This window comes from Kiloniella antarctica (assembly GCF_042682825.1).
Taxonomy (GTDB): Bacteria; Pseudomonadota; Alphaproteobacteria; order Kiloniellales; family Kiloniellaceae; genus Kiloniella; species Kiloniella antarctica.
Genome location: NZ_JBHUII010000008.1, coordinates 69,521 through 85,002, shown reverse-complemented (window position 1 = coordinate 85,002; position 15,482 = coordinate 69,521). Strand labels below are relative to the sequence as shown.

At 44.7% G+C, this 15,482-nt stretch carries 13 protein-coding genes; 9 read left to right on the top strand and 4 right to left on the bottom strand.

The features are described 5' to 3' along the window. Positions 1 to 54 precede the first annotated feature (54 nt). Positions 55 to 483 carry a hypothetical protein gene (locus tag ACFSKO_RS15045; protein WP_380253078.1) on the bottom strand — a complete coding sequence of 143 codons (429 nt, stop codon included), beginning with the start codon at positions 481 to 483 and terminating at the stop codon, positions 55 to 57. Positions 484 to 649: 166 nt separating this feature from the next. Further along, a complete protein-coding gene (locus tag ACFSKO_RS15040) occupies positions 650 to 1,282 on the bottom strand; it encodes a S24 family peptidase (protein ID WP_380253076.1) in 633 nt (210 codons plus the stop codon). A 195-nt stretch (positions 1,283 to 1,477) separates the two neighbouring features. Here ACFSKO_RS15040 and ACFSKO_RS15035 point away from each other — a divergent pair, with 195 nt between their 5' ends. After that, positions 1,478 to 2,143: a pseudouridine synthase gene (locus tag ACFSKO_RS15035; protein WP_380253074.1), complete on the top strand. Its 666-nt coding sequence runs from the start codon at positions 1,478 to 1,480 to the stop codon at positions 2,141 to 2,143. A 156-nt stretch (positions 2,144 to 2,299) separates the two neighbouring features. Here ACFSKO_RS15035 and ACFSKO_RS15030 read toward each other — a convergent pair whose 3' ends face one another. Further along, entirely contained in the window at positions 2,300 to 2,509 is a 210-nt protein-coding gene (locus ACFSKO_RS15030; protein WP_380253072.1) for a hypothetical protein, read from the bottom strand. A 394-nt stretch (positions 2,510 to 2,903) separates the two neighbouring features. On the opposite strand from ACFSKO_RS15030, the gene ACFSKO_RS15025 reads away from it, so the two are divergent. After that, positions 2,904 to 3,260 carry a DUF952 domain-containing protein gene (locus ACFSKO_RS15025; protein ID WP_380253070.1) on the top strand — a complete coding sequence of 119 codons (357 nt, stop codon included), beginning with the start codon at positions 2,904 to 2,906 and terminating at the stop codon, positions 3,258 to 3,260. 151 nt (positions 3,261 to 3,411) lie between these two features. Next, complete coding sequence (locus ACFSKO_RS15020; RefSeq protein WP_380253069.1) at positions 3,412 to 4,473, top strand: quinone-dependent dihydroorotate dehydrogenase; 1,062 nt, start codon at positions 3,412 to 3,414, stop codon at positions 4,471 to 4,473. Between the two features lie 98 nt (positions 4,474 to 4,571). Here the strand turns inward: ACFSKO_RS15020 and arsC are convergent, their stop codons facing one another. Beyond that, entirely contained in the window at positions 4,572 to 4,919 is a 348-nt protein-coding gene (gene arsC, locus ACFSKO_RS15015) for an arsenate reductase (glutaredoxin) (RefSeq protein ID WP_380253067.1), read from the bottom strand. A 159-nt stretch (positions 4,920 to 5,078) separates the two neighbouring features. On the opposite strand from arsC, the gene ACFSKO_RS15010 reads away from it, so the two are divergent. From ACFSKO_RS15010 to meaB, 6 genes are all read left to right on the top strand, one after another. After that, on the top strand, positions 5,079 to 6,380 hold the full coding sequence (locus ACFSKO_RS15010; RefSeq protein WP_380253065.1) for an EAL domain-containing protein: 1,302 nt from the start codon (positions 5,079 to 5,081) through the stop codon (positions 6,378 to 6,380). A 156-nt stretch (positions 6,381 to 6,536) separates the two neighbouring features. Further along, complete coding sequence (locus ACFSKO_RS15005; RefSeq protein WP_380253063.1) at positions 6,537 to 7,424, top strand: TIGR01459 family HAD-type hydrolase; 888 nt, start codon at positions 6,537 to 6,539, stop codon at positions 7,422 to 7,424. 451 nt (positions 7,425 to 7,875) lie between these two features. Beyond that, positions 7,876 to 10,014: a methylmalonyl-CoA mutase gene (scpA, locus tag ACFSKO_RS15000; RefSeq protein WP_380253061.1), complete on the top strand. Its 2,139-nt coding sequence runs from the start codon at positions 7,876 to 7,878 to the stop codon at positions 10,012 to 10,014. Between the two features lie 125 nt (positions 10,015 to 10,139). After that, a complete protein-coding gene (locus ACFSKO_RS14995; protein ID WP_380253059.1) occupies positions 10,140 to 12,503 on the top strand; it encodes a hypothetical protein in 2,364 nt (787 codons plus the stop codon). A 5-nt stretch (positions 12,504 to 12,508) separates the two neighbouring features. Then, positions 12,509 to 14,377, top strand: coding sequence for an ABCB family ABC transporter ATP-binding protein/permease (locus tag ACFSKO_RS14990; protein ID WP_380253057.1), 1,869 nt, complete (start codon positions 12,509 to 12,511; stop codon positions 14,375 to 14,377). Positions 14,378 to 14,448: 71 nt separating this feature from the next. Further along, on the top strand, positions 14,449 to 15,438 hold the full coding sequence (gene meaB, locus ACFSKO_RS14985; protein ID WP_380253130.1) for a methylmalonyl Co-A mutase-associated GTPase MeaB: 990 nt from the start codon (positions 14,449 to 14,451) through the stop codon (positions 15,436 to 15,438). Positions 15,439 to 15,482 lie beyond the last annotated feature (44 nt).

Genomic DNA, 15,482 nt, shown 5'->3' with positions numbered 1-15,482 from the left:
TTCGTAATAAAAAAGGCCTGGATATCCGGGCCTTTTTTTGATCTATAAAGTGAGTTATCCGGCTTTTACTTTGAAGGAAGCGGTTAATTCTTCAGTACAACGACTACATATCCAATCGGATTTCTTTGGCGGGCGTGGGTGTTCTTTGTTGTTCAAAACTTTGAGGCCACCAAAGTCATGGAAATTTTTACACGTTTTGTGGAAACAAGCTTCGACCGAATTAGCATAGCTGTACTTGAAGGCGTTGATTTTGTTTTTACCTGTTAGTTTGTCCATAAAACCACCTTGCCCAATACGTTTCTTGAGGCAGGTTAAGAGGGCTTCTTGAACAGTGGTTTCAGAATAGCTAACATAAAGAACTTCAAAACTTCTATTCGCAGCAAGGTGACCTAGAGCAAAGGAGCCAGGCATCGGTTGGATGACTTCTTTCAGAATGACCTTCTCTTCCAACTTAAGTGGGCCGTCCATATCCAACTTTGCCATATTTTGCCCTCAACCATTGCTTATAAGTGTATATTAAATAACTGATTTTTATATCTCATATGAATCCAATATGACAGAAAAGCCTTTATGAAAGGTAAAAATATTAGTTAACAAATGCTTAGAGGGCATTTTCCTAGTTTTTAAGCCTAACATTGTGGTGTGAATGTTATTGGCTGGCCCATAATATACGCGCAATCCAAACAATATCCTGGGTCATAAGCAGGCTGTCCTCCTGCGCAAAAGTGAAGCCTTTTAACTCGGCTTTGAGCGGACTATTTCTGACAAGTTCTTTAAGATGTATTTGATGATCGAATGTCATGAGGGCAACTCTGTCGCCCCTTCTTAAATCTGCAGCTGGAGATATTAGGAGAATATCTCCTTCACTATAGACGGGCTTATACAGGTTTCCTGTTACTTCAAGGCCGAAGGCCGCGGGATCATCTATATGAGCAAACAGTGTTTCGTCCCAAGCATTCCCTTGTGGGTGCCCGTTATGATCAAAGTGTTCATTGGACCCTGCTCTAGCGAGGTCGAGTACGGGAATTCTTTGTGCAAACAGGCCAGCGCTTTCACCGCCAATAAGCTCTACAAATTCTGCAAGAGTTGAATTCGTTGCAAACAGGATTTTTGCAATCGATTCCGTACTTGGCCAGCGTTGTTTGTTCTGCTGGGTTATTCTTTTGGACTTATTGAACGTTGTTGGATCAAGCCCAGATTTCCGAGCCAATCCTGAAGGCGAAAGCGAATTTTGGGCCGCTAGACTATCAATTGCCCGCCAGACATCTGTATGTTTAAGCATTGTACAGCCACCCATAGATTGTAAATATGATACGTGACACCTGTACTTGTCGATAATTATACCTCATTTATCCTTAAAATAGGACCATAAACTTAAAAACTGTTAAATTCTCTAATGTTTATGGAGCAGGAAATTATTTTACATGGGGTAATAACCAGCGTGACGAAAAAAAACTGATGTAGTAAGTAAGTGACTATGGATAAAGGTTTTCAAAGAAAAAAACAGCGCCCGAAGGGGCTTCGTGATGGCGGGAATAACAATCGGAATATCAAAGCTTCCGATTTAAAAAAATCGCTTCCCTCTTCAGGGCCTTTGTATGTTGCCTTGTATAAGCCTTTTGGAGTCTTGAGCCAGTTTACTGGTGAAGAAGGACAGCGCACATTAAGGGAAATTGGTCTGCCTCAGGGGATTTATGCCGCGGGTCGGTTGGATCAAGACAGTGAGGGGTTGCTGTTGTTAAGTAATGATGGCCCGTTTATTGACAAACTCATTCACCCTCGTAACGGCCACAGCCGTAGTTATCTTGTTCAGGTCGAAAAAACACCTGATAACCAAGCTCTCCAACGTCTATGTAAGGGGGTTGTTATCAAGGGGTATCAAACCAAACCTTGTCGTGCAGAGCTTTTAGTCAAAGATCCGGAACTGCCGCTGAGAGATCCGCCGATTAGAGAGCGCAAAAATATTCCGACAGCTTGGCTTAGAGTCACCCTTACAGAAGGGAAAAATCGACAGGTTCGACGTATGACTGCGGCGGTAGGATTTCCTACGTTGCGGTTAGTACGCGAGAGAATAGGAAAACTTGAACTTGGTGACCTTAAACCGGGGGAATGGAGAGAAGTGTCAGCGAAAGATATTCTTTAAGCTTCCGTGATTAGGTCTTTTGGCTAGGAGCTGTTGGGCGTCAACAGAGGTTATTACACAGAAAAATGGCGGGAAGTTTCCTTCCCGCCATTTAGGCTACCTCTCACAGGCTAGAGATAGTCTGTATTGGCTTAGATGATTGAAAGCGTGAGGGGGTTACTGTTCTGCTTCAATCATAGCTACGAAGATTTGCCGAATTTTATCTTCGCCTAAGCCATTTCGGTGCGATTCAGTATTCAGAATCGCGGAATTAGGAGATGTCAGGGTCATTGTGTGACCCGTTTGACCCATGGTTGAAACGGCATCTAGAGCAGTTGCCAATGCCCTGCTGCCGATGGTGCTCGCTGTCATGTTTTGCTGTGTCATGGGTCTCTCCTATTATGTTAGGAATTCTAGCTCGCAATAGACTTCCTAATCATAAGTATTGCAGGGAGTGTGCCAGTTTTAATAAATAAAACTTTAAACTGAATAACTTATTGAAAACAAATAAAATAATTTTTAATTTTGAGATGTGGTAACAGTGTTAAAAAAAGAATTTTATTAAAATAATGAGAGTTCCTGCGGGGGAGGGGTTCTTTAGGTGGTGTTTCTTGTTTGGGGAACGACTAGAGATTGTTGTGAACGTGAGGTATTCTGCGGGTTTAGGTGGAAAATATATAAAGAATACGATAAGCTTGATGAAAATACGTTGCAATATGCAACAATAAAATTGAATTTTATACGTAAATTGCATTGCAATTTGCGATATCGGAGAATCAGATTGGAAAATAGATTTATATACCACGTTTGTAAGAGTGAGGAATTTGATCAAGCATTGAAAGTTGGTTCTTATGAAGGATCATCTCAAGACAAATCCGATGGGTTTATACACTTTTCTTCTAAACTCCAAGTACGGGCGTCTACGGCAAAACATCGTGCCGGGCAAGATTGTTTAACTTTGCTCGAAGTCGATACGAACCTTCTGGGAGATGAATTGATTTGGGAGCCTTCCCGGGGTGACCAACTATTTCCTCATTTGTATGGTGTGTTGCCAATATCTTCTATAACGCGAACGGCCTCTTTGAGATTACGACAAGACGGAAGTCACAATTTTCCTGACTGGTTACGAGCAGATTAGGTGAAGTTAGCAGATTAGGTGAAGTTAGCAGATTAAGTGAAGTTAAATGAATAATGACTTTTGCTGCCCTCTATAAACTGGTTCAAAAGAGAGAGCTGTGTTAATTCCCCTGAAACCTGAATTTCAAACAGCCATTTAATTGGAGAGTACCGTGAATAGTTTTCGACTTGTCGGCCCTTTAATACGACTTCTCGACGCTGAAAAGGCTCATACTGTTACTTTGTGGTGCTTGAAAAAAGGATTAGTTCCTTCAAGAAAAGCAGTAGTTGATCCTGTGCTTAAAACACAAGTGTGGGGGCGAGAGTTTTCAAATCCGCTCGGTCTTGCCGCAGGCTTTGACAAAAATGCAGAAGTTGTAAGGCCAATGATTTCTCAGGGGTTTGGTTTTACAGAGGTCGGATCAATTACGCCGCGTGCCCAAGCCGGAAACCCAAAGCCGAGAATTTTTAGGCTGTCGGAAGACAAGGCAGTCATCAATCGCATGGGATTCAATAATGCGGGCGTAGAGGCAGCTGCAGAGAATCTCGAGGCATTAAGACAGTATCCACTTTCTGGGCTACTGGGCGTTAACCTTGGGAAAAATAAAGATACGGCTATTGCTCTCGATGATTATGAAATAGGCGCGAAGCAGCTTTGTCATTACGCCGATTATATGGTGATTAATGTTTCTTCTCCGAATACGCCAGGCTTACGGAGTTTACAGGATCGTAAAGAGCTAGAAATTCTTATAGTAGGAGTTCAGCGGGTTCTGAGAGAAGAGATGGGGGAGAAAGCTCTTCCGTTAGTTTTGAAGATTGCTCCCGATTTAACTAAAGAAGATAAAGAAGATATTGCTGCCGTGGCATTGGAGCTGGCGTTGGATGGTTTGACAATCACCAACACAACGATTGAGCGGCCTGATACTCTTAAGAGTAAGTATTGTTCGGAAACGGGTGGATTAAGTGGTGCCCCCTTATTCGACGCGTCGACGAAAGTTTTGTTCGACATGTATCGGTTAACAGAGGGCAAAATACCTTTGATCGGTGTCGGTGGTATTTCTAGCGGGGAGCAGGCATATAAAAAGATCAGAGCTGGAGCGTCGCTTATCCAATTATATTCAGCGTTAGTTTATTATGGTCCACCTCTTGTGACTGAAATACTGGAAGATCTCACGAAATTGATTAAGCATGACGGATATCAATCTGTATCGGAAGCAGTTGGGGCTGATCACTGAAGGTTAAGTCGCTTAAATGAAATGGGATGCGAGAGTGACAGATAAAACCTGACCACCTGTCATTTTTTATTGTGTTTTGGCATTGTGTTTTGAATTTTTTAGATGATTTCCATAACGGATTCCGGGGGACGTCCAAGGCGAACACCTTTGTCCGAGATAACGATTGGGCGTTCAATGAGGATTGGGTTCTCCACCATATGGATGCGTAATTGTTTATCGTCGATATCTTTGTTTGACAGTCCCAATTCTTTGTAGATTTTTTCGTTCTTTCGTAAGATATCTCGTGGAGTGAGCTTGAGTTGATCAAGGATGTTCATGAGCTCTTTCTCCGTGATCGGTGTCTTGATATAGTCGATTACAACAGGCTCTAACCCTTGATCTTTTAGTATCTGAAGTGTTTGGCGTGATTTGCTGCAACGGGGGTTGTGTAAAATTTTCAAGGTCATGCCGAGGCTCCTTACAAAGTACTTAATAATTCGAGTGTTTTAAGGAAAAAATGAAATTCGTTTATTTTTTCTCGCTGTTTGAGGGATTTGTTAATAGTCTCTCAAGGTGCATGTGTCATTGATTATTCCAAATACTTTAGCCGAGTGAAAACAAAAAATATGCCGCTTCTTCAGCATCTGTTCTTTATTACAATATACTGTAGCCTCGCCTTAATAGCCGTGTTGGTCGGTCCCAGTTATATACCTGATCTATCAACAAGTGGCGCCATGTTACTTGGCTTGTGGATATTTTTGGCAGGGGTCGTCTTGCATGAAATTATTACCCGCCGAAACAATGAAGAAGACGGTTTGGCTAAAATGGAAGCTTTGCACCACAATCAGGTTGTGCTTCGAGATCGAATTTCTTGGACACGTCGGGAAATTATGGGGATTTCAGAAGCGTTTGAGGCGGCCGGAAACTCCAGTAAACTCAGTGATGAACAAAACATAATAAATGATGCGCTTTCAGAGGTTAATCTGCTCAAGACATTGATGCCCCGGCTGACAGATCCTTTTCTGGGTTTGTTTGATGATGAGACGAATATCATTCAGCAAGAGGTGCAAAAAAAAGGACAAGGTCCGCATACTGCAACCGCGCCTAAAAGTGATTTTCTTGACGATTTTAGGAATGAAAGTACGCGCAAGAAACGTGATGCAAAGACCGAAGAGCTTCAAAAAGTATCGGTTCTGAGTGGTTTGGGTGAAACTGAAGTTCTCTCTATTGTCAGGCAATCGCTGCGTGATGACCGAATTGATATGTTCCTTCAGCCGGTTGTTACACTGCCTCAACGGAAAAGAAAATTTTACGAATGCTTCTCACGGCTTAGAACCTCGAATGGGCAGGTTATTGAGCCAGGTCAATACGTCACAATTGCAACTCGGGCAGGTTTGATCACAGCGATTGACAATATGCTGTTGTTTAGATGCGTTCAGATCATTCGCAAAATCCTGCGTTCTGGGGAAGATATTTCTTTCTTTGTAAATTTGTCTTCGCATACGTTGAAGGATCAGGATTTTTTCGATGATTTTGTTGAATTTATCAGGGGGAATATTGAGCTCGCGCCACATTTGATCATCGAAGTGGGGCAGAAAGAGTTTCTTGACCTAAAGGCGAGTGAGTTACTGAGCTTGGAGCGCTTGATGGGGTTGGGCTGTCGGTTGTCACTGGATCGTATGACATCTTTGGATATGGATCTGGAAGCTCTTGCTTCAGGACGGGTACGCTTTTTAAAGCTGGAAGGCTGGCTTTTTGCACAAGACCGGAATGAAACTCAAAAACTACTCGCGCAAATCAGAGGTTTACCTATTGAGTTGGTAATCGAAAAAATTGAGAGCGAAGAAGCGTTGGTTCAGGTCCTTGATCAAGACGTTGCCTACGGTCAGGGTTATCTCTTTGGGGAACCCCGGCCCGCAAAACCTTAGAGCTCCACTTCGTGCGGCTTTGTCTTTATTTTTTGATTATCATCGGATGAAGTTTTTAAGTGGAGACCTTAAAGGATCATTTGATTTTAGCCAAAGCTTTGCAAGCTCGTGTGCTTGTGGCAAAAGGCTCATCATTGTTTTTCTTAGGAGTTTTTCATGTCAGCAGCCATCCCTAAAACTATCCCCCTGCTTTCAGGTGTTTCAGAGATTGTCGATAATTACGACGGTTTTGTTATTGATCTTTGGGGGGTAATGCATGATGGCCTGGAAGCTTTTCCCGAAGCGGTAATTGCTCTTAAAAATCTCCGAGCTGCAGGAAAGCGTATTGTTATTCTTTCCAATGCGCCGCGGCGTGCTGAATCTGTTGCTGCACGCAATGAAGAGTTGGGAATTGCCCGTGATCTGGCCGATGCCGTACTTTCTTCTGGGGAGGTTACTTGGCGAAACTTGAAAGAGCGGACCCTGCCTTTTTATCAAGAACTTGGTCCAAAAGCTTACTTGATCGGACCGTCGCGTGATTTGGGAATGAAAGAGGGGTTGGATTTTCAATTTGTCGAACAAGTGGATGAGGCAGACTTTATTCTTTTGACGGGAATTTGGGACCCCCAAGATACCGTCGAACAATATGATTCTGTTCTCAAGCCCGCTCTGAAAAGAAACCTTCCGATGGTATGTGCCAACCCAGACTTAGAAGTGATTAGAGGTGGCAAGCGCGAGCTTTGTGCCGGATCTGTCGGTCATTATTACGAAGATATGGGGGGGAAAGTACAGTATCACGGTAAACCTTATCAGGATATCTATCGCGAATGTATGCAGTTGGTTGGGATTGAAGATGGTTCTCGTGTTCTTGCCGTAGGAGATTCATTGCGTACAGACATTGCTGGGGCGAATACAGCTGGTATTCATGGCCTTTTTATCGCCGGGGGAATACATTCCGAGGACTTGCACGGATTAAACGCGCCGACAGATATGATCAAGCTGGTGGGTTTGTGCCAACGTTATGAGCAATACCCTGTCGCTGCTATGCCAATTTTTAAATGGTAAGCAGTCGCAACGGATAATCGAGAGGCCCTATAATTTTCGGAGGGGCTTTACAGGTCGTTCACTGGGGACTGGTTTGTTTTTCTTGATTTTAGGGCACGTCCTGTCGCAGGTAAAACACTCATCATCACCATAAAATGACGTCGTTCGCGCAACTTTTCGTTCTCAGGATTTTCTTTGCTTGGGGCATCGGGTATTCGTCTTTACTTTCCTTTTGAAGCTTCGGTGATCAATATAAAGTACGAAAAGTACTTTTCCCTCAGAGAAAATACGCCCCATCTGCAATAATGTGCTTTCGGTTTTGGTGCTAACGCCGTTCAGCAGGGCATAGACTCACTCTCAAAACCAGTTTATATTGCGCTGCAATAATGACTCTGTGCGGGCGATATTGATCTTGTGCAGCAACAAAAATAAAAATGCTGGGGTTAAGTCCCTAAAGCAAGGAGAGCCGAAGATGTCTGACTTCCCTAAAAAGAATCTTTCCGACTGGGAAGGACTTGTCGAAAAGGAACTTCGTGGTAAATCGAGCAATAGCCTTAACTGGGAAACCCCCGAAGGTATAATTGTTAAACCGGTTTATACTGAGAAAGACCTTGAAAATCTTGATACAGTCGGGACGCTTCCGGGCTTTGCGCCTTTTTTGAGGGGCCCACGTGGATCCATGTACGCTGCACGTCCTTGGACGGTACGCCAGTATGCTGGGTTTTCCACCGCTGAAGAATCAAATGCTTTTTATCGGCGGAATCTTGCCGCAGGACAAAAGGGCTTATCTGTGGCTTTTGATCTTGCAACGCACCGTGGATATGATTCCGATCATCCGCGCGTAGTCGGTGATGTTGGTAAAGCCGGAGTTGCCATTGATTCTGTCGAGGATATGAAAATTTTGTTCGATGGCATTCCTTTGGACGAAATGTCGGTTTCCATGACCATGAACGGTGCGGTTCTCCCAATTCTTGCTGGATACATCGTTGCCGCAGAAGAGCAGGGCGTTAGCCCGGATAAATTAACGGGAACAATTCAAAATGATGTTCTCAAGGAATTTATGGTCCGCAATACCTATATTTTCCCGCCAACACCTTCCATGCGGATTGTATCAGATATTATTGCTTATACAGCTAAGAACATGCCGCGCTTTAATTCTATTTCGATATCCGGTTACCACATGCAAGAAGCCGGCTCGACATGCGTGCAGGAGTTGGCTTTTACAATTGCTGACGGGCTTGAGTACGTACGAACAGCGATTGAAAAAGGACTGGACGTTGACGCCTTTGCACCAAGGCTGAGCTTTTTCTTTGCTATTGGAATGAATTTCTTTATGGAGGCGTCGAAGCTTAGAGCTGCACGTTTTCTCTGGTCTCATTACATGAAGGAAATGTTCGATCCCAAGGACACCAAGTCTTTGATGTTGAGAACGCATTGTCAGACATCAGGCGTGTCTTTAACCGAGCAAGATCCCTATAACAACGTTATTCGCACTACAGTAGAAGCGATGGCAGCGGCGTTGGGTGGGACGCAGTCTCTCCATACCAATGCTTTGGATGAAGCGGTTGCTTTGCCAACAGAGTTTTCAGCGCGTATAGCACGTAACACCCAATTGATTTTGCAAGAAGAAACAGGAATTACCAAAGTGGTCGATCCACTTGCAGGCAGCTATTACGTAGAGAGCCTGACCGCAAGTCTGATTGAAGAGGCCCGTAAAATCATCGATGAAGTCGAAGAAATGGGTGGCATGACCAAAGCGGTTGAAACTGGAATGCCAAAGCTTCGGATCGAAGAATCTGCTGCTCGAAAGCAGGCCCGTATCGATCGTAAGGAAGAAGTCGTTGTCGGGGTGAATAAATATCGTTTGGAACAAGAAGACGATATGGAAACTCTTGATATTGACAACACGGTCGTTCGCGATAAGCAGCTGGAACGTTTGGCTAAAATTCGAAGCACGCGTGATAACGATGCTTGCCGACAGGCGCTTGATGATTTGACAGCTGCAGCGGAAGACGGGTCGGGAAATCTTTTGGAATTGGCTGTAAAGGCAACAAGGTTACGTGCCTCAGTTGGTGAAGTTTCTGATGCCTTGGAAAAGGTCTATGGACGTCACAGAGCTGTAAATAGGAGTATTTCGGGCGTGTATGGATCTGCTTACGAAGGGGATGACAACTTTGCCCAAATCCAAAGTGAAGTTGAATACTTTGCTAAAAAGGAAGGGCGTCGTCCGAGGATGCTTGTGGTTAAACTTGGTCAAGACGGTCACGATCGTGGCGCCAAAGTTATTGCGACAGCCTTTGCTGATATTGGTTTTGATGTCGATGTAGGGCCTTTGTTCCAAACGCCTGAAGAAGCGGCTCAGCAAGGCATTGAAAATGATGTTCATGTTATTGGTGTTTCTACCCAGGCTGCGGGGCATAAAACGTTGGTGCCTCAATTGATTGCTGAACTGAAGCGCGAGAAGGCGGATGATATTTTAGTCATCTGTGGGGGAGTTATTCCAGTGCAAGACTATGAAATGCTTAAAAAGGCGGGCGTTTCTGCGATTTATGGCCCAGGAAGTAATATTCCAGAAGCTGCACGTGAGATCATTGGTCTGTTGAATACATAACGCTGGTAAAAAAAATATCCGTTAAGAGCACTGATCTTGTTGGTCTTTCTTGGACTATAGGGTAATCGTGCCTTATCATCCCTGCCAGGCGATAAAAGATCGCGATTGAAATCAGGGAGTGAGGGATGTCAGGGCATACCTGGATCACGAGAATTTCTACACTGTTGGGAATTGCAGCGACAGCGGGATGGCTATGGGCTTGTTATCTTTATCTCAAGAACCAAGTCGGCCTTGAAACGCTGGTAAATATGCTGCCCCAAGAGCAGGGACAGATACTTTCGGGAATTGTTTTGCCGCTGTTTCTTGTTTGGGTGGTGCTGCTTTTTATTGTTCGAGGGGCAGGGTTGTCTCGTCAAACCAAACAGTTGCTCCTGAAAATGGAACGCCTTACCTATCCTGATGACGAAGAAAATACGCGGGTAAAGGATATTACACGTCAGTTGAAAGAGCAGGCTGAAAGCCTCAACAGTGCTTCAAGTGATGTGGAGCAACGTCTTAATGGTGTGATCAATGGGTTTAAAGAACAAACGAAACAGCTGACGGGAGCTGCAATCCGGGCGTCCTCTCAGGCAGAACAGATTCAAGAAACACTCGCGTCTCAGCAAAATTCTCTGGAAGAAATCCACACGTCTATTCATGGCAGTCTTGATACTGCGCGTGAAGCGGTGAAAGAACAGGTAACCGCGCTTGAAAATTCTGGCGTTCGAAGTGAAGTCATGGCCGAAGCTATCGGGAAAACACTTCGAGAATCCGTTGATGTGCTGGATGAAGCTGTTGAGCGGACGATTGGCCGAACCGAAGACGCATGTGAAATGCTCAAGCAACAAGCTGAAGATATGGCGGCGGCGGGTACAACAGCTGAAGTATGCAGCGAAACGATGAGAGAAAGCTTGAAAGAGGATCTTGAAACCTTAAAGCAGGTGCAAGATACCATTGAGGCCGAAGGTGAACGTTTCAAAGGCCTTATCAAGGATCGCATCGGTGATGTCGAAGAACTTCTTGCAGGTGCTAGTGGTAAAGTCTCTGAACTTGGCGTGCGGTTGTCTGGTGAAAATCAAGCCATGGAGCAGTTGGTAGCTGAGATCGGGTATAAAGCTGTTTCCTTGTCTGATGCTATGAGGAAAGATGCCGAAGAAGTTCGTGAACTTTTTGCGGATGTGGCCCTGCGCGCTGGAGAAATGACTGACCGGTTTAAAATTGAAGCTGGAGAGTTGGGTAAAAGTGGACAAACGGTTGCCGAAAACTTAACCCAGGTTACGAAGGATTTGGGGGAAGCTGTTTCTCTCGCTGGACGCGAAGAAGCTTCTCGGTTGACTGCGGCAACGGGACAGGCGCAAGAAACACTCATTGCGGCTGCGGAAAAAATTCGTCCTGGCATAGAAAGTCTTGAAGAATCGTCCGAGCGATTGAACGATCTTGCCGATGTGGTGATGGGTGGATTGAGTGAACACACCCGTGAAATAGGCCAAGTGAGTCAGGCAGCGCAAAAAAGCGTAGAAGAAACAACAAAAAGCCTCAAGGATCAAACTCGCTTGATGGAGTTAGCAGCCGATAAAGCTGTACGTCACACTACCGAAGTGGCCAAAGTCTTTCAGTTACAGACGCTGGCGCTCGCAGATGGGGCTAGTGCGGCAAATCAGGCGGTTCAAGATCTACGGCACGGGGTTCATGAAGAGCTTGATGCCTTTAAGGAGTTGTCAGGTGATTTTGAAAAGCTTCATGATGAAATTCGTAGCTCTTTAAATGCACGTACCGATGCGTTGACAAAAGTATCGGAAGAATCGCGACAAACTGCGGAATCCTTGAGCAAGGAAGTTGAGGGACAAAGAGAAAAATTGATGAAGTTGGCCGATGAAGCCCTTGCGCAAGTGGAGAAGATAAGCGGACGCGCTGAAACGGCAGCATCTGGTTTGGAAGGCGTAGCGAGTACAGCGCTTGAACGTGCTGAGGCGCTGACAGAGACCTTACGTAAAGATATCGACAATGTGTCTTTAATGAATGAGAAAGTATCAACACTGGCGGAAACTTTTGGGCAGCAAACCAGAGATTTGATCCATGCTTCTGAAGAGGCAACTCGTCAGGCTTTGGTTCTTCGGGAAGATAAATCTTCGAATAAACGAGATGCCTTCTTACGGGGAGCAACAATCTTAATTGATGACCTTAATTCTTCTGCGATTGATCTTAATAAAATTTTGGACGCAGACTTACCTGAAGAATATTGGAAACGATACCACAAGGGGGATCGTTCAATTTTTGCCCGATCTATTCTTAAGAAAAAAGATCTTTATGATACGCGCGAGGTAAAACGCTATTTCGAGACCAATCAAGCTTTCCGTAATCAAGTGAATCGTTATTTGGATCAATTTGATAATCTTATGTCTCAAGCCCGGGAATGCGACAGCGAAGACGTTCTTGCTGCAACATTTATGACGGCCGATGTTGGTAAACTATATATCTTGTTTTCAAGATCTCTTGGCCGAATGGAGTAATCTAGATGCGTCGAATGCGTGAAGCCACCACAAAATCAGAGAGCGAGTCGAGCCAGCTTGATACGCTGAAAACACTTCTTCCTTATTTTTGGCCAGCGGATAGGTTTGATCTCAAGGTTCGAATTATTGTTTGTTTTGGGCTCCTTGTCCTTGCCAAGATGACGAATGTGTCTGTGCCCTATATCCTAAGAGGTGCTGTAGATGCTTTGAGTATTGATGAGCCCGGATTGTTGGTGGTTCCTTTGGGGATGCTGGTCGCTTATGGCCTAGCCAGGATAGGGGCTATCGCCTTCGATAATATTCGCGAGGGGATTTTTGCTAAAGTAGTACAAAATGCTATTCGTCGTGTGGCGTTGGTGACATTTCGTCACTTACACTCTTTGTCTCTCCGGTTTCATATTGAACGAAGAACTGGTGGCGTAACCCGGGCAATTGATCGTGGTACCAAGGGTATTGAGTTTATGCTCACGTTTTTGATGTTCAACGTGATCCCAACTCTCCTTGAAATTACTGTGGTTTGTATTTTGTTATGGGTATTGTTTGACTGGCGTTTTGCTGTTGTTCCGCTGTTGACGATTCTTGCTTACATATATTTAACGCTCCGCATCACCGAGTGGCGGATAACGTTGCGTCGGGATATGAATGCTGCAGATAATGATGCCAATACCAAAGCCGTAGATAGCTTGTTGAACTTTGAAACCGTAAAGTATTTCGGTAATGAAGAGCATGAAGCTCAACGTTATGATAAAGGTTTGTCTGCTTATGAAGATGCAGCTATTCGCAGCCGGACCAGCCTTTCCAGTTTAAATATTATCCAGTCTACCGTGATTTCCCTTGGGGCAAGCCTCATGATGGTTATGTCTGCTTATGGCGTTGTCTCCGGGGCGATGACTGTGGGTGATTTCGTGATGGTTAATGCGTATTTATTACAGCTTGCCATGCCGCTTAATTTTCTTGGGTTTGTTTATCGTGAAATTCGCCAAGCCTTGATTGATATGCATACGATGTTTGAACTTTTGCATAAAGATCTTGAGATCAAGGATGTTTCGAATGCTTCTGAGCTACAAGTCAACGGCGGAGAAATTCGTTTTGAGGACTGTACCTTTGGCTACGATGAGCGCCGTCCTATTCTTAAGGGGGTGAGCTTTACAGTACCTGCGGGTAAAAAACTCGCCATTGTTGGCTCTAGCGGTGCTGGAAAATCAACGATTAGTAGATTGTTGTTTCGTTTCTATGATTTGGACTCTGGAAAAATAACGATCGACGATCATGACATATCGCAGGTACAGCAGGCTTCATTACGTCAAGCGATCGGTATTGTGCCACAAGATACTGTGCTTTTTAACGATACTATCTTTTACAACATTGCCTATGGTCGTCCTTCAGCGTCGCGTGAAGAGGTGGAAGCCGCGGCTAAGTTGGCGAAGATTCATGATTTTGTGATGTCACTGCCTGATGGATACGATTCTACGGTAGGTGAACGCGGATTAAAGTTATCCGGGGGGGAGAAGCAACGTGTCGCGATTGCCCGTACCGTGCTTAAAAATCCCGCTATAATGCTGTTCGATGAGGCTACATCGGCCTTGGACAGTAAGACGGAGCAGGATATTCAAGCCAGTCTTAACGATGTTTCTAAAGATAGAACCACTCTTGTGATTGCGCACAGACTGTCCACTGTCGTTGATGCGGACGAGATTATCGTTTTAGAGCAAGGACAGATCGCCGAACGCGGTACTCACAACGGACTGCTAAAGAAAAGTGGTCTCTATGCTGAAATGTGGCGTCGTCAGTTGGAAGTGGCTCAGAAGGTGGCTGAGGTTGAAAAGGCAGCTGAAGGCGAAGAGATTGTTGCTCAGAAAGAGCCGGGTCAATAAATTCTCCCTGAGTTTAAATTCTGGGCGCGATCAAGATGGGTATAACAAAATCAGGCATGTCAAAGACAGATATGATAAAAGGTAATTCTAAAATCGTAAGCTTGGCTGAGGGAATAGCAAAGAGTGACAGACGTTCTTTGGCGCGAGCGATTACTCTTATAGAATCTACACGGCTGGACCATAGAGAAGACGCCGATACGCTTTTGGAGAAAATACTGCCCCAAAGCGGTAATTCCATTAGAATTGGCATTTCAGGTGTTCCTGGTGTTGGCAAATCGACTTTTATTGAGTCCTTTGGCATGTATTTGATTTCGCAAGGGCATCGGGTTGCTGTTTTGGCAATTGATCCATCTTCTCAGCGGACAGGGGGATCAATCCTTGGCGATAAAACCCGCATGGAGCTTTTGTCCCGCCAAGAGGCTGCCTTCATTCGCCCTTCTCCTGCAAGCGGAACCCTTGGTGGTGTTGCGCGTCGTACCCGTGAAGCGATGTTGTTATGCGAAGCTGCAGGGTTTGACGTGATCCTGGTTGAGACAGTTGGTGTTGGTCAATCTGAAACGGCTGTCTCTGAAATGGTTGATATGTTCTTGTTACTCTTGTTGCCAAGTGGGGGCGATGAACTTCAGGGGATTAAAAAGGGCATCATGGAATTGGCGGACATGATCGTCGTCAATAAGGCCGATGGGGATCTTAAGCCTGCAGCTAACAGAGCGGCGGGAGAATACCATGCTGCTCTTGGTTTGATGCGTCCATCTAGTCCCAATTGGAAGCCGACAGTCAGAAAATGTTCGGCATTACATGACGAGGGCATACAAGAAATATGGGATGTAATTAAGGAATTCCGAACCAAGTTATGGGCTAGCCATGAAATACAAGATAAACGTGTCAGGCAGTCCGTTTCATGGATGTGGGGCGAGATAAGAGAATCTCTTCTGGTTGCTTTTTGTGATAAACCAGAAATTCAATCAGCCTTGAATGAAATGGAATCCGAAGTAACGCAGGGCCGTTTAGCTCCGGCGACAGCTGCAAGGAAGTTATTGAAGCTTTTTTCTAACGCTTAATCATAAGATAACAGCACTGATATAATGAGATTCGTCCTGAATTT